Source organism: Heyndrickxia sp. FSL K6-6286, assembly GCF_038630395.1.
Taxonomy (GTDB): domain Bacteria; phylum Bacillota; class Bacilli; order Bacillales; family Bacillaceae_C; genus Heyndrickxia; species Heyndrickxia oleronia.
This window is the reverse complement of the sequence record NZ_CP152029.1, coordinates 1,837,382-1,856,565: the sequence shown is the minus strand read 5'-3', so window position 1 is coordinate 1,856,565 and position 19,184 is coordinate 1,837,382. Positions and strand designations below refer to the sequence as shown.

Genomic DNA, 19,184 nt, shown 5'->3' with positions numbered 1-19,184 from the left:
GAGAGTTTGCTTTTGCAAACTCTCTTCATTTTTCTCACACTTAAATGTTTTTGATTGGATAAACTACTTTATACTATGGTGAAAAGGTTCGAAAGGTTCCATTATTTTGTAAAAAATTATACTGTATCGCACCTTGTAAATCTGTGCGGAATATTTTAATATGATTTTCCGTTAATCTCTCAAGAACTTCCTTGTGAGGATGGCGATAGCGATTATTTTTCCCAGCAGAAATAATCGCATAGGTTGGATTTAACTTTTGAAGAAATACGTCTGTGCTTGACCCTTTACTTCCATGATGCCCTATTTTTAAAACATCGACTTTTAGATGATCATTTTCTAATAATTCTTTTTCTCCTTTTGCTTCTAAATCTCCCGTAAAAAGCCAGCTAAGTCCCCCCAATTCCGCATAAATAACTAAAGAATCATTATTCCCTTCATATTGATTATCAAGCGGAAAAATGATGTGAAAATATCCAGATTGATTTTTCCATTTAAATCCAGCCTTTACTTCCTTAATGGATATGTTTTTACTTAACGCCATTTGTACTGTTTTTAACATCATAGGCTTCTCCCATGAATTTGGGGATAGAAGTAATTCATTTACGGTTAACCTCTCTAACAGCTCTTCAGCAGCTCCAATATGATCTGAATCACTATGTGTCAATATTAATTTATCTATTTTAGTTATCCCTTTACTCTTTAAATACGGTAAAAGAATATCTTTTCCAACCGTAAATGGTTTTTTTCTTACCGCCCATTCCTCTTGAGGAAAGCTCACTTCTCCCCCTGTATCAATTAAATATGTTCCTCGATGAAAAGGAAGACGAATAAATATACTATCACCTTGACCGACATCAATAAAAGTCACTTCTCCTGTTGGATCATAAATTTGCAAGAACTTAAAAATGAGGATCATCATGAAAAGGGGAAAAATTGAATAAGTAATTGAACGTCTCCTTTCAAGAAGGAATAGAACCAATTGACTGACAACAATGAACATACATAAGAAGAACATACCCGGTTTCCCTGTAACTAAAACTCCATATTTAAAATCCAGCAGGCTGCCAAAACCTTCGGAAATAGATACGACGATATGTGATGCGTTCTCAATGAAATGAAAAACAGTAAAATCGATATAACTACTTATAAAAGTAAGAAAAAATAATGGTAATACTATAAAGGTATATAAAGGAACATAGATGATGTTACTAAAAATGCTGATCAATGATATTTCAAAAAAGTGAAAAGAAAGGATCGGTAAAGCGGAAATTTGTGAGATGAAAGATACCAACATTAAATTGGTAAAAAAACTTCTGTGTCGATGTAGAAGGGATCTTGAAGCAAGCAGAATACATAAACTTACAGTAAAGGATAATTGAAATCCAATATGAAATATGATATACGGATTCTTCAATAAAAATAAAATGAAACATATTGAAAGTGCATCTGTCGAAGAAATAGGTGAGTTCTTTCGGATAGTACCTATAATGAGCATGGACATAATAACAGCACGCACAACTGGAGGATGAATACCCGTTATAACGGCATAGGTAGGTAGAATGATTAATAAAATCCAGCTCGCCATTTCCCGAGGACAACCTAGTCGAATAAGTATATAAAATATCCCAGAGGATATGACACCAACATGTAAACCTGAAATAGCTAATAGGTGAACAATCCCTAAACGTTGATATAAGGAGTAAATTTCTTCTGAAAAGCTACTACTATCACCAAACAAAAGGGCTTTAGCATAAGGAATCGTATTTGGAGAAAATAAATTATCCACTCTTTTTAAACCATTTTCCCGAGCACGTAAGACCCATTGAATGAACCCTTTACTTGATTCTTCACAGCTAGTAATGGATGTAACTTTTAATATCCAATGTACATTTTGTCTATATAAATAAAGACGATAATTAAATAAATTTTCATTTCTATTAGATTCAGGCTTTTGTAACTCACCTTCTACTTTACAAATGATTCCACTATACATATTTTCCATTAACCGCTTCTTTTCGACTTCTGTACCTATTTTATAATTCAATACGATATTTTCTTTTTGATTGGTTTTTGCCATTGATTTAAACTGATTTCCGTTAATATGAGGGGGTTCATTAAGTTGAATGAAAAAGGAGGTTTGTGTAGGTGAAATCTTTGTCACTTGCCTTTGCTCATTGGCCCATAATCCATAAAGTGCAAAAATAACATATATCCCGACGGATAGGATAATTAATTTTCTCTTTTTTAATAATACAATCCGTAACCAAATGCAATGAAAAACAATGATTAGCCCCCAATGAACCCCTAAAAAGAGTGAACTTCCACAGAGGGCTGTACCCGCTAGAAAAAGCCAATATCCTTTCATAATCTACCTATTATACTAAATCCTCAAATAGTTTTTTTGCTTCATTTTGCAAGGAATTTAATTCTGTTTCACTGATTCCCACATCATCTAATTTTTTTAGAAGAGTTTGAACAAAACTTATTTTTTGTTGAGAGTGTAAATCTAAGGATTTTTTATTAAAAGGAACTTTTTCAACATATACACCCGCTTTTTGATATAACTCCATTGCATATGGATGATTCTTATAATCCTCGGAATAGTATACTGATTTAATTCCTGCCTGAATAATGGTTTTACAGCATTGCAAACAAGGAAAATGTGTTACATAGATTTCTGCTCCATTTGTAGGAACACCGAATTTTGCACACTGTAATATTGCATTTGTCTCTGCATGAATCGTTCTAATACAATGATTGTCTATAACATAACAACCTTCATCAATACAATGTTCTCCACCGGCTATTGATCCATTATAACCACCTGCAATAATTCTTTTATCACGAACAATGGTCGCCCCCACTGCTAGTCTTGTACATGTACTTCGATAAGATAGTAAATGGCTTTGCGCCAAGAAATATTGATTCCAAGAGATTCTTTCCATATCTTTTTCCCCTCTTTATAGATTATTTCTCTACCTATATAGTTTATAGGTACATTTGTTACCCCGTCAATGTTCGATTCTAGCGTTTCTATTTTCCGTTACAGAATTTCTATTTCCCTCAAATCGAAATCGAGTCTTTGAGTTTTTCATATGTCTTTTCACCAATACCCGTAACGTTTTTAATCTCTTCTATTTTCTTAAATTCTCCCTTTTGCTCCCGATATTCTATAATGGCATCGGCTTTCGATGGACCAATACCAGGGATCGTTTGAAGCTGATCCTTATTAGCAGAATTTATATTTACTTTTCCCTCACTATTGTTGGTAGTACTTTCAGCTTCATCAAATAGAGATACATTTATTTCTTCACCAATTTTAGGAACATATATTACCATTTCGTCTTTTACTTTTTGAGCTAAATTAACTTTCAATTTATCAGCATTTTTGCTAAATCCACCCGCCTTCGTAATGAGATCTTGTACTCTCTCCCCATCATTCGCTTCATAAATTCCAGGGTTAACGATTTCTCCTTTCAAATCAACGATGATCTTCATGTCCGCTATATTTTTTTGATCCTCATCTTCCTTTTGACCAGATTCTTCTAAATAAGCTGAGAAATCACTCGTATGAATACCGTGTTTTTCCCTTGGACTTTTTCCAATAAACAGGAATATAACGATCACCAAAAGTCCAACTGCTATTAAAAGAAATTTATATTGTTTAAAAATTCGTTCCAACAACTTAACACCTCCTTATTAATTTGTTTTTTACTGAATAAGGACAATCATGTTAGACATAAAGTATTGTGAATAGTTTTTTGACGGTCATCGTTTTTCAAGTAGTATGCGACCCGAGGAGTGTTGAAAATGAACATAGGCTTTATAGGTACCGGTAATATGGGGAGTATTCTTGTTGAAGGATTTATTGAGGGAAAAGCAGTCAACCCTTCAAATATTTATATAACCAATCGAACAAAGGTAAAGGCTGAAGCCCTTCAACAAAAATTCCCATCGATGCATGTTTGTGATGAGGCATCAAAGGTCATTGAAAAATGTCATTTGATCTTCATTTGTGTAAAGCCACATGATATTTACCCATTATTAGAGAAACATCAAAACGAGCTGACAACGGAAAAATGTCTGGTTTCTATCACAAGTCCAATCTCTGTAGACCAACTTGAACAATTACTCCCTTGTTCTTGCATTCGAGCGATCCCAAGCATTACTAATCGTGCTTTATCAGGGGTGTCCTTATTAACTTTTGGAAAAAACTGTGATAACTATTGGAAAAGAAAGCTGAAAGAACTTTTCTCTTTCATATCTACTCCGATTGACATTGACCAAAATATTACAAGAGTAGCTTCAGATATTGTTAGTTGCGGTCCAGCTTTTTTTAGTTACCTTACCCAACGTTTTATTGATGGTGCAGTTGCTGAAACCGAAATTGATCAAACAACAGCAACGATTTTAGCTGGTGAAATGTTAATTGGCCTTGGAGAACTCTTAAAGAAAGGTTACTATACTCTTCCTACACTACAGGAAAAGGTTTGTGTTAAAGGAGGAATCACAGGGGAAGGCATAGGAGTACTTGAAGATGGTATTGGGGATATTTTTGAAAAACTGTTTCAAGCCACGCATAGTAAATTTAATGAAGATCTGGAGATTGTTGCAAAACAATTTAGTTAATACTAGTTTCGACAAAAACTCTATTTTTCCTTCAAAAAAAGTCGGATTTATAAAATTATAAATCCGACTTTTTCTCTTGTTTATTTTTTTTACAAACGAAAAATATTCTTTCGGAAGTATCACTTGGAATGTTATCAGAATAATCAGCAGAAACTTCAAGAACATCAAAGCCTGCAGCTTCTAACCATTTAGAATACTCACTAATTGGAAATGTTCGCTGTCTATGAAGCTCATCAAATCGTATATACTGATCAGTTTTTTCATTCAATACAAAAAAGGTAAGCTCATGTTCCACTGAATGGGGAAAGTCTCCCTCAAAACTATTCCATATATATGAAATTTCATCATCAATATACGTAAATGTTTCATTCATAAATATTTGATCCACTTTATAGATTGAATGAACATCAAAAATAAACAAGCCATTATCATCTAAGTGAGTATATACCCCCTTAAATGTTTCTTGTACTTCTTCGGGAGTAGAAAGATAATTTAAAGAATCACAGAAAATAGTAACTGCATCAAAAGTTCCAAGGCCTTCTAAGGCACACATATTCTGTTGAAAAAGTTGAATAGGTACACCTACTTTTTCTGCCTTTTCGCGAGCGACCATTAACATATCCTCTGATAAGTCCACCCCTGTTACTTCAAAATCTTCTTCAGCTAATTTAACGGTTAATTCTCCAGTACCGCATGCTAAGTCCATGACCTTTTTTCCAGAAATATTATATTTTTTTACTTTATTTTGAAAAAAATTCAGCCATTGATCATATGGAACATCACGCATTAAATCATCATAAATATAGGCGAAATCCCCATAACTCATGGTGTTAACTCACTGCGTATATCTTCGAATGGCGCATCACCCCATAGGCGTTCCAAATTATAGTAGCTACGCTCATCACGATGAAAGACATGCGCAACGACATCACCTAAATCAATTAATACCCACTTTCCTTCATCAAAGCCTTCCATGCGCTTGACAGAGTAACCAATTTCTTCTGATTTATCTTTAATCTCACTTGCAATAGCTTGAACTTGCTTATCAGAATTACCATGGCAAATTAAGAAATAATCTGCAATTAGGGATATTCCCTTCATATTTAAAACAACAATATCTTCAGCACGTTTATCATCAGCAGCTTTAACCGCTGTATTCAAAAGTTCTCTATTCTCCATACACATATCTCTCCTTTTTCATGACAAGATCATTATAAAACGTGAACGTATCCGGATATACGGCCTGATTTTTATTCATTAAGAAAATAATTGTATTTTTAACTGAGTAAATCAGTGCCTCATCTAAATCCTTTTTAGCAAGTTTTCTTGCTTCTTCAACACCTGGAAACTGGCGTCCTGGCTCAATATAATCAGCTAAGTAAATAATTTTTTCAAGTAGCGTCATATTCATTCGACCGGAGGTATGATAGCGTACCGCGTTAATAATTTCTACATCCTTGATCCCTACCTCCTCCTGAATCAAATATGCCCCTACTGGTGCATGCCATAATTCAGGATTGTACTGTAACAGAAGCGGGTCAAACTTTTTCTCAATGATGATTTTTTTCATTTCCTCAAGCGGTCGAAATTTGGCATAGTCGTGAAAAATCGCAGCTAATTCAGCCTTTTTTTCATCTGCCTCATATAGTATCGCTAAATCAATTGCTGTCTCCATTACACCTAAAGTATGTGTGTAGCGCTTTTCAGTCAGCTGTTTTGCTACTATTTCTAATGCTTTATTCCTCTCCATATAAATTGTGCTCCTTTATATAATTCATGACCTCATCAACGACCAAATATTTAATTGATTGCTTATTTTTCACTTTCGTTCTAATTAAAGTCGAAGATAAATTTATATCAGGAATCTCAATGAATTGAATCGGGTATTTTGTTTGATGGGAATGTCCCGGCCGATTAACGCCAACGAACTTTATCATTTGGATTAATTCTTCTACACGATACCAATTTGGCAAATATTCAATCATATCTGCACCAATAATAAAATAGAAGTCTATGTCAGGTTCTCTCTTTTTTAATAATGAAACCGTATCAAATGTATAGGAGGGCCCTTCCCTTTCAAACTCTATTAAATCTAATAAAAAATAGGGTTGATCATTTATTGATAAAGAAATCATTTTTTTTCGATCATCATTTGTCACCCGACTATTTCTTACTTTATGAGGTGGTATTTTATTCGGCATAAATCGAATTTCATCCAAGTGTAATGCCTGCTTCACCTCATTTGCCATGATTAAATGGCCTAAATGTGGAGGATCAAACGTTCCACCTACAATACCGACACGCTTTTTCATCAATGCATCACCTATGGTAGTTGTAATTGTTTATTTTCCCTTGATTCCTTATAAAGAACAATGATGTTTCCAATAATTTGAACAAGCTCAGCTTTTGTTCCATTAACTAAAAGGTTCGCTACAGAATCTTTATCTTCTTCACAATTTTGTAAAATACTTATTTTAATTAATTCACGTGCCTCCAAAGCCTCAGAAATTTGCTTTATCATATTATCATTTACGCCACCTTTTCCAACTTGAAAAATTGGATTCAGATGATGTGCTTTCGAGCGTAGAAATCTTTTTTGTTTACCTGTTAACATTTTGTTGTCCTCCTAGTTGGTTTATCACAATTTGTTTCATTCTTCTTACATCCGGTACTTTGCCTGTCCATTTTTCAAAAGCAATTGCCCCTTGATAAATAAACATACCTAATCCATTACTTGTGGATGCTCCCTTTTCTTTTGCCGCTTTTAATAAAGCAGTTTCAAAAGGATTGTATATAATATCAACCACGTGTGTGTTCGGTAGTATATTATGAATAGATAGTGGTGTCTCATTCATATTTGGACTCATCCCAATAGAAGTAGTTTGTACGATGAGAGAATAGCTGTCTAGCGTTTTCTCTGCCTCATCCATCGTTAATATATTTGTTTCAGATGGATACGGACAGGATTCAACTAATTGTTTTGCTCGTTTAGTTGTTCGATTACATATATCGATAGCCTGAACACCATCATGTACAAGAGAATAAAAGATGGCCTTAGCCGCTCCACCTGCACCAATGATTAAGACCTTTTCTTTTTCTAACTCTCTCTTCCATTCCTCTTTCAAACTTCGGATAAATCCTAAACCATCAGAGTTGTAGCCTACAAAAGAATCATTCTCACGTACAACTGTATTTACTGCGCCGATCGCTTTAGCTAATGGGTCGATTTGATCTAATAATGGGATAATATTCGTCTTATGCGGTATTGTTACATTAAATCCTGCAATACCAAGTACCTTCATCCCTTTTACCGCTTCTTCTAAATGATTAGATGTTACGTGAAAAGGAAAATAACAATGATCTAAGTTTAGACTCCTAAAAGCATCAGTATGCATTAAGGGAGATAATGAATGGGCAATAGGATCCCCGATGACACCATAAATGTTTGCCATGACCAACGCCCCTTTAAATTAATGAAGATCGGATCATTACATTTACACCTTTAGGGACATACGCGGCAATTTTTGCCCCAGGTTCATTCACTGTTACCCACCCTAGTCCAGAAAAGACAATATCTGTCTTTGCTTCCTTAATAACAAATTCATGACGGACTAAATTCGGAAAATGATTTAGATCATCTTTTCTTGGTGGTTGTAATAAATCACCTACATGTTTTTCATATAATTGATCAGCATTTTCTATTTTGGTTCGATGAATTTTTAGCTCATTAGAAACATAACATACAAGGGATCTTCTTCCACCACTGATATAATCCAACCTAGCTAGTCCACCGAAAAATAATGTTTGTTCTTCGTTTAATTGGAAAATAGTTGGTTTAATTTCTTTTTTGGGTGTAATAATTTTAAGGTCCCTTTTATCAACAAAATGCGCCATTTGATGATGATTAATAATCCCTGGTGTATCAATTAAAGCACTTCCATCACTTAATGGAATTTCAATCATATCTAACGTCGTCCCAGGAAAATGTGAGGTTGTTATTATATCTCTTTCACCAGTAACATTTTTTATTATACGATTTATAAATGTTGATTTACCAACATTGGTACAACCTACAACATAAACATCTTTTCCGTCACGATATTGATCGATCTGCTCCATTGCCTCATCCATAGAATGACCTTTCGTTGCACTTACAAGGAGAACATCTATCGGGTTTAATCCTAATTCTTTCGCTTGTTGCTTCATCCATTTAACTAGCTTTTCTCTCTTCACCGATTTTGGTAGTAAATCCTCTTTATTCCCAATTAAAAGAATCGGATTATTACCAACAAATCTATGTAATCCAGGAAGCCAGCTTCCATTAAAATCAAAAATATCAACAATCTTTACGATTAAACCATCAACCGTCCCTAACCCATTTAATATTTTCAGAAAATCGTCATCCGTTAGTGAAACATCCTGCACTTCATTATAATGTTTAAGTCGGAAACATCGTTGGCAAATTAATGTTTCCTTTTCAAATGCAGATGGTGGTGCATATCCTAATTCTTTCGGGTCTTCTGATTGAACAGCAATCCCGCAGCCAATACAAATATTTTCAATCAATGTTAATCCTCCCAATTAATTAATCCTTTTTTCTTAAATGATGACATAATTCTACGTTCTATTTGACGATTAAAGCGAGTGACAAATCCATCTGATTGTGCGACAGGGATAACTAAAATGGTATAAAATCCACTTCGATTTCCACCAAGAACATCAGTTAAAAGCTGATCGCCGATTACTACTGTTTCTTCTTTTGACACATTCATCAGTTGGATTGCTCGTTTAAAAGCTTTTGTGAGCGGCTTACGAGCCTCATAAATATAAGAGATCCCGAGTGGTTCAGCAAATGCCTTTACTCTTCTTTCATTATTATTTGAAACAATTGTTACTTTAATATTATGTTTTTTCATGTCCGCAAACCATTCAATAAGCTTTGGGGTAGCATTTGGCCGATCCCATTCGACTAATGTATTATCTAAATCTGTAATTATGGCTTTTATTCCTTTTTCTTTTAAATCCTCGGGTTTAATTAGAAATACATTTTTTACATGTTGATTAGGTAAAAAATTTTTCAGCAACAATCATTGACACTCCTATCTATGTTAGACCGACTTCCCTTATTTTAAAATCGAGTACTCACTTTTTTGTTACACTTTATCATACCAATTTTAACTCTGTATTCAAAATAAAAGTTTGTTCGTCATTGTAATTTCTCTTTTTTCTCTACTATGAGGAAATCTATGACAAATATTTTTCGACAAAACTCCCATATTTCTACACTGTGGATAACTTTATTCACAATACCCACATTGTTTTAACCGCATATTGATAATTTATAAACAAGATAATCACAAGTTATCCACCAAGCATTGTGGATAACAAGAACGCTTGTTCTATCGATAGTAGTTTGTTAAAGTAATAATACATCATGGATAAATACATAATATATGATATTTTTTCTACTTTTAGAACGTAAATGTATATGGAGGTGATGGCTTATTATGAGAAAATTATCTGATGAATTGTTAATCGAATCCTACTTTAAAGCAAAGGAATTAAAGTTAAGCCAGGATTTTATACGCCTCATTGAAACAGAAATTCATCGTCGTACGCTGACAAATCGCATAAAAATATCATCATAAACATATGGCGGGGCAGTCTGATAATATCATTTTCGGACTGCCCCTCTTTTCTTTCCAGTATTATCATTTTATTTATCAAAATATCCTATTGCTTCACCAACCTTAATGTCAGTTGGAATCTGTATATTCTTATCTAAATAAAAAGTTCCCTTTTCAAATAATAAGACGACCGTTGATCCAAATGAAAAGTAGGCTATTTCATCCCCTTTTTTCCATTGTTCTGTTAAGTGGGTACAAACAATCGAATTAATAAACATGGCTCCGACTTTTACAATTAGTACTGAACCTTTATCATGTATCAATTCCGTAATCACTCGATAATTTTTTGCTAATGGTGATTTCCCATATTTCAGTCCAAATTGATTGACAGGATAGGATTTTTCACCTAATGTATATTGTTGGGCTACTTTTCCTGTTACTGGACTATGTATACGATGGTAATGTTTTGGGCTTAAGTATAAAATAATGAATTGTCCACCTATGTATTTATCGATCTTTTTTTCTTCACCTATCATTTCTTGCAATGAGTAAATTTTTCCTTTTACTTTTATATGCTTATCAGCTGTTATTTTACCGGCATCTTCTATAACTCCATCCACCGGACTAATGATGGCTTTATGATCAACAGAAATTTTCCGGGCATTAGGTTTCAATTTTCTAGTAAATAATTCGTGTAATGTCGAATAAGTATGAAGATCTTGAAGCATTTCATGCTGATTAATTTTATAAACCTTAGCATATGATGAAATGAAAGGTCTGCTAATCTTTGATTGGGCAAACTTTTTTATACATTTAGAAGAAAACTGATGATTTGTCAATTCAATCAAGAAGCGATAGATCCATTTTTTCACAACATCTCCTCCAGCATTGGCAAAAAAACTTTAGGTTATTGCATTATATTATAAAATTTTATTATATAATGGAAGAGGGTGTATAAAAAACTTTGAGAAATCTTCTTTCTCAAATTCAGAAATTGAACATATTATCTATCTAGGAGGTGAATAAAGTGTTTCATTCTGATGTAATTGATCAGACCCTCAAGAAGCTTAGAGCACAAACTGCTAATATGCTAACATTATTAAATTTAGGATTAGGTGGTTTTGCTATTCTAGTGGCCATTCATGGACAATTAGGACTCAGCGTTATTCTTATATTCATGGCCGCTCTTGCGGATCGATTTGATGGTCTAGTTGCTCGTAAATTAAATATCGTATCAGAAATGGGCAAACAATTAGATTCTATGAGTGATATTATTTCATTCGGAGTTGCTCCAGCTATCCTTCTATATCAAGGAATTCTGCATTCATTTGGCTATCCCGGACTATTTTTCACAGTATTTTATATAGGTTGTGGCGCTTTTCGATTAGCTCGATTTAATATTACTGAAGGAAATGGGTATTTTACTGGTTTACCTATAACAGCTGCAGGTTGTCTTGCAACCTTAAGTTACCTTGCACTTCCAGTTTTTCCAACGCATTTATATTTATTTATTATTCTTATTTTAGCTCTACTAATGATCGCATCATTTAAATTAAAAAAGTTTTAATAATAAATCTATAGTATAAATGGGGATGATTTGTATGCCAAATCATCCCCATTTTTTTCATTGCTTTGTAGCCTCTAAAAATTCCTCAACATCCTTCACGCACAGCTTAACTCCTTCTTCCCAAAAATCTCGCTTCGTTAAATCAACATTTAAATGTTTCATCGCAAGATCCTCAACCTTCATGGAACCTGTATCCTGTAGGAGCGCCATATATTTTTCCTCATAACCTTTCCCTTCTTTTTGAGCCTGTGCATATATCCCTAAGGAAAATAAATAGCCAAATGTATATGGGAAATTATAAAACGGAACACCTGTAATAAAGAAATGGAGCTTGGAAGCCCAGAATAATGGATGGTATTCCTCCAAGCCATCCCCATATGCCTCTTTTTGTGCTTCTAACATCAACTCATTTAAACGTTTTTTACTTACTATTCCTTTTTTACGTTCTTCATAGAATCGTGTTTCAAATAAGAATCTAGAATGGATGTTCATTAATAAAGCTACAGATCTTTGAACTTTGTCCTCTAATAAAGGTAATCGTTCCTCATCACTTTTTGCATTCTTTACAGACGCATCAGCAACAATCATTTCTGCGAAAGTTGAAGCAGTCTCTGCCACATTCATGGCATATCCTCTTTTTAAAGGATGAACATTTTTCAAGGCATATGAATGGAAGGCATGGCCTAATTCATGAGCTAAAGTTGATACATTGGAAGGTGTTCCAGAGTATGTCATAAAAATTCTAGATTGGCCACTAACTGGAAAAGAAGTACAAAAACCACCTGGTCTTTTACCCGCACGATCTTCCGCTTCAATCCAACTATCCTCAAATGCTATTTTGGTAAAACTCGCTAATTGATCACCAAATTTACCAAAGTGCTGAATAATAAATTCAGCTCCTTCTTGATAGCTAAATTGAGTATTCACCTTGCCAATTGGGGCATCTAAATCGTACCAGCTTAACTTTTCAATTCCGAGAAGTTCAGCTTTTCTTTTTAGGTAGTCTGTTAATGGTTTCTTATAATCACTTATTACTTGCCACATAGACTCTAATGTTTCTTTCTGCATACGATTATAGCTTAAAGGCTCCTTTAAAACCTCATCCCAGCCTCTTTCCTTGTAAAGTGATAACCGGAAACCCGCAAGATGATTTAGTGTTGTAGCAAACATATCAGCTTTCTCATCCCAAGCTTTTTCCCAGTTTTTAAAAACAGTTGCTCGAACATTTCGGTCAGGATTTGAAAATTTATTATGTGCCTGACCAACTGAAAGTTCAACTATTTCTCCATTCTCTTCAAACGGAATTTTCACTTGACTTACCAATGTGTCATACATAACTCCCCAACCATGATATCCATCAACACTTAATGAATTTACTAATGCTTCCTGTTCTTTTGGTAACTTTTCCTTTGCAAGTTCCCTACGTTCATTCAATACGAATGCTAATTCTTTAATCTCAGGGTTTTGTAATAGCTGTTGCCATTGATTCTCTTCAATCCTTCTTAATTTATCATCAAAATTAGTTAGAATTGTATTTAACTGAGCACGCAATTCTGCAACATTTCCTTTTAATTCACTTGCTTTTTCATCCAATGTATTTTGAGCTTGTAAACAGCTTACAAATGCACCAGCTTGAGTAAGCATTTGTGAGTTTGTTTGTAACTTTTTTAGTAATTCCAAAAATTTAGCTTCTTCATGTAACACTTGGATTGAATCCCAATTATCCACTTCATTATTAAATGAGATAATTTCCTCTTTAATCTTTTCTAAAAAATTTCTAAACTCTTCCGAATTACTTCCATCTTTGAAAAAAACATCTAAGTCCCAAGTCAATGAATAGGTTGTCGTTGTCAAAGTAATTCCCCCTTCTATGTATGTACATTTATATTATAAACATACCATCTAAATTTTTCTAATATTTTAAACACCTATAAAACCGAAATTTTTTTCGCAATATTTTTGGAATGCCACAATTTTGCCACTGTATAGTAAAAATCTGTTCATTTTTGAATCATCTAACTAAAAATTTGTATGCTACATTAAAGTTAGATATTCAAAGGAGTGATGAACATGTTTTCTATTGTTATCGGGCTTGTTTTATGTACTGCGGTTGCCTTAGTCATTGCTGCTGAAGTAACGGTGGAAATGGAAGGGTAATAGATATCATCTGCTTAAAAAATTCCCCCTTTTATATAAATAAAGGGGGAATTTAACTTTTATTCTTGCTGATTCTTTTTCTTTTCCTTCTCCGCACGATAAAATTCATGAAACATTTTCATTAATGCTCTTTTTTCTATTCGTGATACATAGCTCCTTGAAATACCTAATTCCTTAGCAATTTCTCTTTGTGTTTTTTCTTTTTGTAAATCAAGACCAAACCTACCAATAATCACTTCTTTTTCACGCTCATCTAGAACATCAATATACTCTTTAACCTTTTCCAGTTCCATGCTTAATTGAATCGTATCAAAAACATCTTCAGCATCTGATTTTAAAACATCGATCAACGAAATTTCGTTCCCCTCCTTATCCTGACCAATGGGATCATGTAGGGATACATCCTTTTTTGTCTTTTTTAGTGCTCGTAAATGCATGAGTATTTCATTTTCAATACATCTAGCCGCATAAGTAGCAAGTTTGGTACCTTTTCCCTCGGAATAGCTTTCAATTGCCTTAATAAGGCCAATCGTTCCTATAGAAATAAGGTCCTCGACATCCTCTCCTGTATTCTCAAACTTTTTGACAATGTGAGCAACAAGACGAAGATTATGTTCAATCAAAATGTTCCGGGCCTCATCATCCCCATGAGCCATTTTCTTTAGATACTTTCGTTCGTCACTAGCAGAAAGAGGTTGGGGGAATGCATTATTTTTTACATACGAGACCAAAAAAATAAGTTCTTTAAAAAGATAGCCAATTGCTGTTAAGATTCCGGACATTTTCTCACCTCCGTTAGGCTTTTACCTATACATAATGCTTATGTAATTTAGCCTTTGTTCGTGCAGGTCCTACTAAAGAAAATTAAAGGAAAAGTTTTCCGAAAATAAGAATAATGGTTGATTGTTATTTATAAGGTAAAAAAGAAAAAGGGCTAAAACCTAGTGATCTGAACCGATACTTCGCTACCCATTTTTTTAACTTCGTTGTAGTGACATTATGGCGTTTTGCTGTATCTTCGAAAGATTCCATACCTTTAAGGTAGTCTTGAATAGCATTTAATTTAATTTCCAGTGAATATTTCTTCATAAAAAAAACTGCACCTCCAATTGTTAGTTGTGTCTAACAATTTGGGTGCAGTTCATAGTGGTTCAACCCTTTTTCTTTTTATGAAATGAAATGGTTAATAGCATAATTTGCAAAAACATGTTATCCTCCTATTCAACTGTTAGCTAGGCGGAATCTTTCTCCACCCATAAAGAATTCAACCTTTTTGTTTGCCAAATTAACATCACTAATATCTCCCTTCTAATTTTTATTTTTCGATTACATATTTCTGTAAAAAAGCTCACAGTACTTCATTTTGTTCTCATCAATTATTTGATTAATTCTTTGTTCATGAACACAATCTTCTAAAGACTGTTTACGTTTTTTGATGGTAACTGTTACAAAAATCAAATTTAGTGTCATACGATCACCTCCTTATTCATGCGTTTCTTACTATTAATGGGGTTTCTTACGGAACTGCTAAATGTTGTAATTAGGATCAGTCCTCTTCTTAGTAACTTTCTTCACTATAGACAAATCTTAAACAAAAAATAAATGATGCAGCTAAATTCTTAGACAGGAAAAAGCCGCAGGGAAGACCGTTTCCACTGCGGTTTTTTGGACACAAAAAAGCCGCAGGAAGAAACATATCCATCCTACGGCTTCGAAAATTAGCTGTCATTTAAAGCAAATCAAATTCGGGTTAGGTCGAATGGATTACAAAATATTGAATTGTAATGAAAAAATAAATTTGAGATTCTTTTCATTTTAAACGACCTCCCTTTCATGAAATATTTGTTTACGTAGGTAAGTATATCCAATAATGATAGCTTTGTAAACATTTTTTTGAAATTTTTTTATTTTTCTTTTGTTGGTTTTGCTCTTTTGATAAAAAAGGCTAATACAAAGGCAACAGCAGCAATTCCAGTGGCTACTACAAAAGCATCATTTATACCACTAACCGTAGATTGTTGGACTACCTTCCCGTAGATGATACTGGTGGCTAAACTTTCCCCCGATTGTGATGGAAGACCTGCCATTTGAGCAATTCCTTGACCTAATTGTGACATTTTACTTTGAATATAAGGATTTGAACTTGCAATGATATTCCCATAATTTGCGGTATGATACGATGATCGAGTTGTCATAACCGTAACTAGAAACGCTGTTCCAATACTTCCTGCAACTGTCCTTGCAGTATTAGAAGCAGCCGTTCCATGACTTGTTAATTTTAAAGGTAGCTGATTCATCCCTTCAGTCATTACTGTCATCATTAAAAATGACATCCCAAACATCCTCATTACATATAGCAACATTATATGCGAATAGGTTGTCTGCATCGTTAATTGAGTAAATTGCCAGGTGGTTACTACAGTGATAATAAGACCAAATAAGGCTAATGGTCGAGCCCCCATTCGATCAAATAACCACCCTGATATTGGTGACATAATTCCCATAATAATTGCACCTGGAAGCATTAATAATCCTGATTCTAATGCAGTAAACCCTCTAATATTCTGTAAATAAATCGGTAGCAGGATCATAGCAGCGAACATAGCCATATTAATAACCATACTTATAATAGTAGTGAGTGCAAATATATCATATTTAAAGACACGTAATTCAAGCATTGGTTTATCTGTTGTTAATTCTCGCCATGTAAATAGAATCAAACCAATTACCCCAATGGCTAAGGAGATAATAACGACCATACTATCCCAGCCATTATTTCCTGCCTCACTAAATCCATACAGTAGAAACCCTAAACCGATCGCAGAAAAAATAAATCCTGCAGTATCGAATTTTGGATTGGTTACCTTTGTTACGTCCTTCATCCAAGCAAATGCCAGAATTAAATCGATGATCCCAAAAGGGATTACAATATCAAATAAGATTCTCCATGAGTAATGTCCAATTAACCATCCTGACAAGGTTGGACCAATTGCTGGAGCAAATATCATCGCTACACCCATCAATCCCATTGCTGAACCACGTTTATCTGGTGGAAAGATCGTTAAAAATACCGTCATCAATAAAGGCATAATGACCCCTGCTCCTGCAGCTTGTACGACCCTTCCTAACATCAGTAAGGAAAAAGTTGTAGAGATAGAGCATATAATGGAACCGATTGTAAAAGCAGAAATAGAGAAAATTAGCAACTTCCTTGTACCAAGTTTTGCAATCAAAAACGCGGTTATCGGAATAAAAATTCCATTTGTTAACATATATCCCGTTGACAACCATTGAACCGTGTTTGCGGATACATTTAGATCATTCATGATATGCGGAATCGCTACATTAAGTAAGGTTTGATTTAATATTGCTACAAATGCCCCAAGCATCATCGCCGCAATAATTTTCCCTCTATTTTTAGCAAATTGATCGACCGGCTTATCATTTTGACTGCTTTCCTGCACTTGATCATCATCACGGTTTTCCTCTTCCTCAATCAATCCTGCAGCTTCATTAACATACTCTAGCGCTGGCTCGGTAATTGCAGTGGATTGAAGTGTTTCATCGATTAACTCATCTGCAGTCGTGACCTCTTCGTTCTTTTCTTGCGTCTCATCTATTTCTTCTACTTGAGGTAGTGGTGCGTTTTTTTTGCGAATCATATAATTCACAAATAATAGCAAAAGAATGGATACAAGAATATAACCTGCGATATATATTGACATGTCATCACCTACTTATGAATTCGCACAGTCACATTCATACCTGGAACTAAGTTAAGATTACTTTCAATTGATATCCTAACAGGAATAACTTGAACCTCTTTTGTATAATTCCCTGAGGCAGTATTGGTTGGCAGAAGAGAGAATGTTCCAGCTGTTGCTAGCCCAATTTCCTCAACTTTTCCTTTTAAAGAGGTATTAGGGAATGCATCAACATAAACATCCACATTTTGGCCAATTTCAACATCATCTATATTTGTTTCTTCAATATTTGCTGTTACCCATAAATTAGATAAATCATAGCTAATTGCTAAAGGGGTACCTGCTCCAACAATTGTGTTTGGTACTGCATTGGATTGAACGACTGTACCATTTGCAGGAGCAGTAATATCCATATTAACTGGACCATTATCGCCTAGTGTTTGAACTGTTGCGATTTTATCATTTTTGGCAAAGGTATCTCCCGTTTTAAGGTTCCAAGCTGTTAATGTTCCATTAACTGGTGAGGCAATCGTGACTTGCTGACCCGCAATTTGCGCATTATCCGTACTTAAATAAGTAACTGATCGATTATAGAAAAAATAAGCTGTAAATCCACCCCCTACCAAAATGATTAGTAAAATTACATTAATTAAGATCATTCGTTTAGCATTCATAGATGTTCCTCCCATAAAAATGAACATTGTAAAACATTCAAACATTCTTCCCTATTTTTTCTCTCATTCTTTTTTTTATCCAGATCATTTTATGATTTTCCTTTACAACAAAAAAAAATAGCACATAATTGTACTATTTTTTCATTAAATACTCTTCCCCTTCATCACTATCAAGAAGAATTTTTCTATATCGGTTAGATTGAAAAAGAAAATAGACAGAAAGTAAAAGTAATAAAACGGTTCCGCCCATTAATAAATCTGTTTTTATAATTGTTTTATCCTCTAATGGTAGTACGACGCCAAGATATAAAAACGATGATAATGCTAAAGATGTAATTCCAAATCTTTTAAAGTCGACCATTTTCTCATAAAGATCTCTTGCTTTAGACATATACGTCATCCTCTCTATGAATCTACTAATAACTTTAACATATATAGCAGAAAGATTTATTAGGTAATTAAAGGGAATATAGAAATGCATGAGTGATAAAAAAGACGAGAGCAAAGTAATACCTGCTTCTGTTGAGAGTAGATGAAGGATTTGATCGTGGCTTAGGCTTATGCTAAAACAATTTTTTAAACTTGTTATATATGTAGATGATAAAAAACGTATACATGTTGATACACTAAAAAAGGATAGGTGAAGTTGCTTATTCACACTATCCTTTTGTTTATTATATTTTGTATAGTTATAATGCTATTTTACCCAATTTGTAACAATTGCAGCTCTTTTCTGTGAAAATAAAACTCCGCCTTTAAGAATAATTTATTAAGTTTAAACTTGATTAAAATGGTGCAAGCTATAAATAATTTAATTTGGGCAATA

Annotated in this window: 22 protein-coding genes; 3 read left to right on the top strand and 19 right to left on the bottom strand. The window is 33.9% G+C overall.

All coding sequences use genetic code 11. The annotated features are described in order from the left end of the window. Nucleotides 1-73 precede the first annotated feature (73 nt). The 3 genes from MHI39_RS09325 to MHI39_RS09315 form a co-directional block, all read right to left on the bottom strand. On the bottom strand, nucleotides 74-2,365 hold the full coding sequence (locus tag MHI39_RS09325; RefSeq protein ID WP_342541148.1) for a DNA internalization-related competence protein ComEC/Rec2: 2,292 nt from the start codon (nucleotides 2,363-2,365) through the stop codon (nucleotides 74-76). A 10-nt stretch (nucleotides 2,366-2,375) separates the two neighbouring features. Beyond that, nucleotides 2,376-2,945 (bottom strand): ComE operon protein 2, encoded by a 570-nt coding sequence (locus MHI39_RS09320; protein ID WP_058002118.1) that lies wholly within the window; start codon nucleotides 2,943-2,945, stop codon nucleotides 2,376-2,378. A gap of 118 nt (nucleotides 2,946-3,063) precedes the next feature. Then, nucleotides 3,064-3,684: a helix-hairpin-helix domain-containing protein gene (locus tag MHI39_RS09315; RefSeq protein WP_342541146.1), complete on the bottom strand. Its 621-nt coding sequence runs from the start codon at nucleotides 3,682-3,684 to the stop codon at nucleotides 3,064-3,066. A gap of 126 nt (nucleotides 3,685-3,810) precedes the next feature. Here MHI39_RS09315 and comER point away from each other — a divergent pair, with 126 nt between their 5' ends. Further along, nucleotides 3,811-4,629 carry a late competence protein ComER gene (gene comER / locus MHI39_RS09310; protein WP_342541145.1) on the top strand — a complete coding sequence of 273 codons (819 nt, stop codon included), beginning with the start codon at nucleotides 3,811-3,813 and terminating at the stop codon, nucleotides 4,627-4,629. Between the two features lie 55 nt (nucleotides 4,630-4,684). Here the strand turns inward: comER and MHI39_RS09305 are convergent, their stop codons facing one another. From MHI39_RS09305 to MHI39_RS09270, 8 genes are read right to left on the bottom strand one after another with little or no spacing between them, the layout of a single operon-like run. Next, nucleotides 4,685-5,455: a class I SAM-dependent methyltransferase gene (locus MHI39_RS09305; RefSeq protein ID WP_071976218.1), complete on the bottom strand. Its 771-nt coding sequence runs from the start codon at nucleotides 5,453-5,455 to the stop codon at nucleotides 4,685-4,687. Continuing rightward, a complete protein-coding gene (gene rsfS / locus MHI39_RS09300) occupies nucleotides 5,452-5,808 on the bottom strand; it encodes a ribosome silencing factor (RefSeq protein ID WP_058002114.1) in 357 nt (118 codons plus the stop codon). The genes MHI39_RS09305 and rsfS overlap by 4 nt, the downstream gene beginning before the upstream one ends. Further along, a complete protein-coding gene (yqeK, locus tag MHI39_RS09295) occupies nucleotides 5,798-6,379 on the bottom strand; it encodes a bis(5'-nucleosyl)-tetraphosphatase (symmetrical) YqeK (protein WP_071976219.1) in 582 nt (193 codons plus the stop codon). The genes rsfS and yqeK overlap by 11 nt, the downstream gene beginning before the upstream one ends. Beyond that, the gene (locus MHI39_RS09290; protein WP_071976220.1) at nucleotides 6,366-6,941 is read right to left on the bottom strand and encodes a nicotinate-nucleotide adenylyltransferase; all 576 of its coding nucleotides are present in this window, start codon (nucleotides 6,939-6,941) and stop codon (nucleotides 6,366-6,368) included. The genes yqeK and MHI39_RS09290 overlap by 14 nt, the downstream gene beginning before the upstream one ends. A gap of 11 nt (nucleotides 6,942-6,952) precedes the next feature. Then, the gene (yhbY, locus tag MHI39_RS09285; RefSeq protein ID WP_071976221.1) at nucleotides 6,953-7,243 is read right to left on the bottom strand and encodes a ribosome assembly RNA-binding protein YhbY; all 291 of its coding nucleotides are present in this window, start codon (nucleotides 7,241-7,243) and stop codon (nucleotides 6,953-6,955) included. Continuing rightward, a complete protein-coding gene (gene aroE, locus MHI39_RS09280) occupies nucleotides 7,230-8,081 on the bottom strand; it encodes a shikimate dehydrogenase (RefSeq protein WP_342541144.1) in 852 nt (283 codons plus the stop codon). Before aroE ends, yhbY begins: the two co-directional genes overlap by 14 nt. Nucleotides 8,082-8,094: 13 nt before the next feature. Then, nucleotides 8,095-9,195 carry a ribosome biogenesis GTPase YqeH gene (gene yqeH / locus MHI39_RS09275; RefSeq protein WP_235849602.1) on the bottom strand — a complete coding sequence of 367 codons (1,101 nt, stop codon included), beginning with the start codon at nucleotides 9,193-9,195 and terminating at the stop codon, nucleotides 8,095-8,097. A gap of 2 nt (nucleotides 9,196-9,197) precedes the next feature. Then, nucleotides 9,198-9,716: a YqeG family HAD IIIA-type phosphatase gene (locus MHI39_RS09270; protein WP_058002108.1), complete on the bottom strand. Its 519-nt coding sequence runs from the start codon at nucleotides 9,714-9,716 to the stop codon at nucleotides 9,198-9,200. Nucleotides 9,717-10,136: 420 nt separating this feature from the next. On the opposite strand from MHI39_RS09270, the gene MHI39_RS09265 reads away from it, so the two are divergent. Beyond that, on the top strand, nucleotides 10,137-10,277 hold the full coding sequence (locus MHI39_RS09265) for a sporulation histidine kinase inhibitor Sda (protein WP_058002107.1): 141 nt from the start codon (nucleotides 10,137-10,139) through the stop codon (nucleotides 10,275-10,277). 68 nt (nucleotides 10,278-10,345) lie between these two features. Here the strand turns inward: MHI39_RS09265 and MHI39_RS09260 are convergent, their stop codons facing one another. Then, a complete protein-coding gene (locus tag MHI39_RS09260; protein WP_342541143.1) occupies nucleotides 10,346-11,128 on the bottom strand; it encodes a phosphatidylserine decarboxylase in 783 nt (260 codons plus the stop codon). Nucleotides 11,129-11,283: 155 nt separating this feature from the next. On the opposite strand from MHI39_RS09260, the gene pssA reads away from it, so the two are divergent. Beyond that, on the top strand, nucleotides 11,284-11,823 hold the full coding sequence (gene pssA / locus MHI39_RS09255; RefSeq protein WP_058002105.1) for a CDP-diacylglycerol--serine O-phosphatidyltransferase: 540 nt from the start codon (nucleotides 11,284-11,286) through the stop codon (nucleotides 11,821-11,823). 57 nt (nucleotides 11,824-11,880) lie between these two features. Here the strand turns inward: pssA and MHI39_RS09250 are convergent, their stop codons facing one another. The 7 genes from MHI39_RS09250 to MHI39_RS09220 all read right to left on the bottom strand — a co-directional run bounded on the left by MHI39_RS09250 (nucleotide 11,881) and on the right by MHI39_RS09220 (nucleotide 18,749). Continuing rightward, complete coding sequence (locus tag MHI39_RS09250) at nucleotides 11,881-13,677, bottom strand: M3 family oligoendopeptidase (protein WP_342541142.1); 1,797 nt, start codon at nucleotides 13,675-13,677, stop codon at nucleotides 11,881-11,883. Nucleotides 13,678-14,039: 362 nt separating this feature from the next. Beyond that, complete coding sequence (gene sigK, locus MHI39_RS09245; protein ID WP_071974994.1) at nucleotides 14,040-14,762, bottom strand: RNA polymerase sporulation sigma factor SigK; 723 nt, start codon at nucleotides 14,760-14,762, stop codon at nucleotides 14,040-14,042. 124 nt (nucleotides 14,763-14,886) lie between these two features. Continuing rightward, nucleotides 14,887-15,069: a transposase gene (locus MHI39_RS09240; RefSeq protein ID WP_071974995.1), complete on the bottom strand. Its 183-nt coding sequence runs from the start codon at nucleotides 15,067-15,069 to the stop codon at nucleotides 14,887-14,889. Between the two features lie 237 nt (nucleotides 15,070-15,306). Then, nucleotides 15,307-15,450: a YrzI family small protein gene (locus tag MHI39_RS09235; RefSeq protein WP_078109906.1), complete on the bottom strand. Its 144-nt coding sequence runs from the start codon at nucleotides 15,448-15,450 to the stop codon at nucleotides 15,307-15,309. A 434-nt stretch (nucleotides 15,451-15,884) separates the two neighbouring features. Beyond that, on the bottom strand, nucleotides 15,885-17,705 hold the full coding sequence (locus MHI39_RS09230) for a DHA2 family efflux MFS transporter permease subunit (protein WP_342541141.1): 1,821 nt from the start codon (nucleotides 17,703-17,705) through the stop codon (nucleotides 15,885-15,887). An 8-nt stretch (nucleotides 17,706-17,713) separates the two neighbouring features. Then, on the bottom strand, nucleotides 17,714-18,358 hold the full coding sequence (locus tag MHI39_RS09225) for an efflux RND transporter periplasmic adaptor subunit (protein ID WP_078109908.1): 645 nt from the start codon (nucleotides 18,356-18,358) through the stop codon (nucleotides 17,714-17,716). Nucleotides 18,359-18,491: 133 nt separating this feature from the next. Next, nucleotides 18,492-18,749, bottom strand: coding sequence for a YrhC family protein (locus MHI39_RS09220; RefSeq protein WP_342541138.1), 258 nt, complete (start codon nucleotides 18,747-18,749; stop codon nucleotides 18,492-18,494). Nucleotides 18,750-19,184 lie beyond the last annotated feature (435 nt).

Excerpts from the sequence above, each read along its gene's own strand:
- MHI39_RS09240 (WP_071974995.1), bottom strand. The coding sequence starts at position 15,069 with ATGAAGAAATATTCACTGGAAATTAAATTAAATGCTATTCAAGACTAC.
- rsfS (WP_058002114.1), bottom strand. The coding sequence starts at position 5,808 with ATGGAGAATAGAGAACTTTTGAATACAGCGGTTAAAGCTGCTGATGAT.
- MHI39_RS09325 (WP_342541148.1), bottom strand. The coding sequence starts at position 2,365 with ATGAAAGGATATTGGCTTTTTCTAGCGGGTACAGCCCTCTGTGGAAGT.
- sigK (WP_071974994.1), bottom strand. The coding sequence starts at position 14,762 with ATGTCCGGAATCTTAACAGCAATTGGCTATCTTTTTAAAGAACTTATT.
- MHI39_RS09290 (WP_071976220.1), bottom strand. The coding sequence starts at position 6,941 with ATGAAAAAGCGTGTCGGTATTGTAGGTGGAACGTTTGATCCTCCACAT.
- aroE (WP_342541144.1), bottom strand. The coding sequence starts at position 8,081 with ATGGCAAACATTTATGGTGTCATCGGGGATCCTATTGCCCATTCATTA.
- MHI39_RS09230 (WP_342541141.1), bottom strand. The coding sequence starts at position 17,705 with ATGTCAATATATATCGCAGGTTATATTCTTGTATCCATTCTTTTGCTA.
- MHI39_RS09220 (WP_342541138.1), bottom strand. The coding sequence starts at position 18,749 with ATGTCTAAAGCAAGAGATCTTTATGAGAAAATGGTCGACTTTAAAAGA.
- yqeK (WP_071976219.1), bottom strand. The coding sequence starts at position 6,379 with ATGGAGAGGAATAAAGCATTAGAAATAGTAGCAAAACAGCTGACTGAA.
- MHI39_RS09235 (WP_078109906.1), bottom strand. The coding sequence starts at position 15,450 with ATGACACTAAATTTGATTTTTGTAACAGTTACCATCAAAAAACGTAAA.
- MHI39_RS09320 (WP_058002118.1), bottom strand. The coding sequence starts at position 2,945 with ATGGAAAGAATCTCTTGGAATCAATATTTCTTGGCGCAAAGCCATTTA.
- MHI39_RS09265 (WP_058002107.1), top strand. The coding sequence starts at position 10,137 with ATGAGAAAATTATCTGATGAATTGTTAATCGAATCCTACTTTAAAGCA.
- MHI39_RS09305 (WP_071976218.1), bottom strand. The coding sequence starts at position 5,455 with ATGAGTTATGGGGATTTCGCCTATATTTATGATGATTTAATGCGTGAT.
- yhbY (WP_071976221.1), bottom strand. The coding sequence starts at position 7,243 with ATGTTAACAGGTAAACAAAAAAGATTTCTACGCTCGAAAGCACATCAT.
- comER (WP_342541145.1), top strand. The coding sequence starts at position 3,811 with ATGAACATAGGCTTTATAGGTACCGGTAATATGGGGAGTATTCTTGTT.
- MHI39_RS09225 (WP_078109908.1), bottom strand. The coding sequence starts at position 18,358 with ATGAATGCTAAACGAATGATCTTAATTAATGTAATTTTACTAATCATT.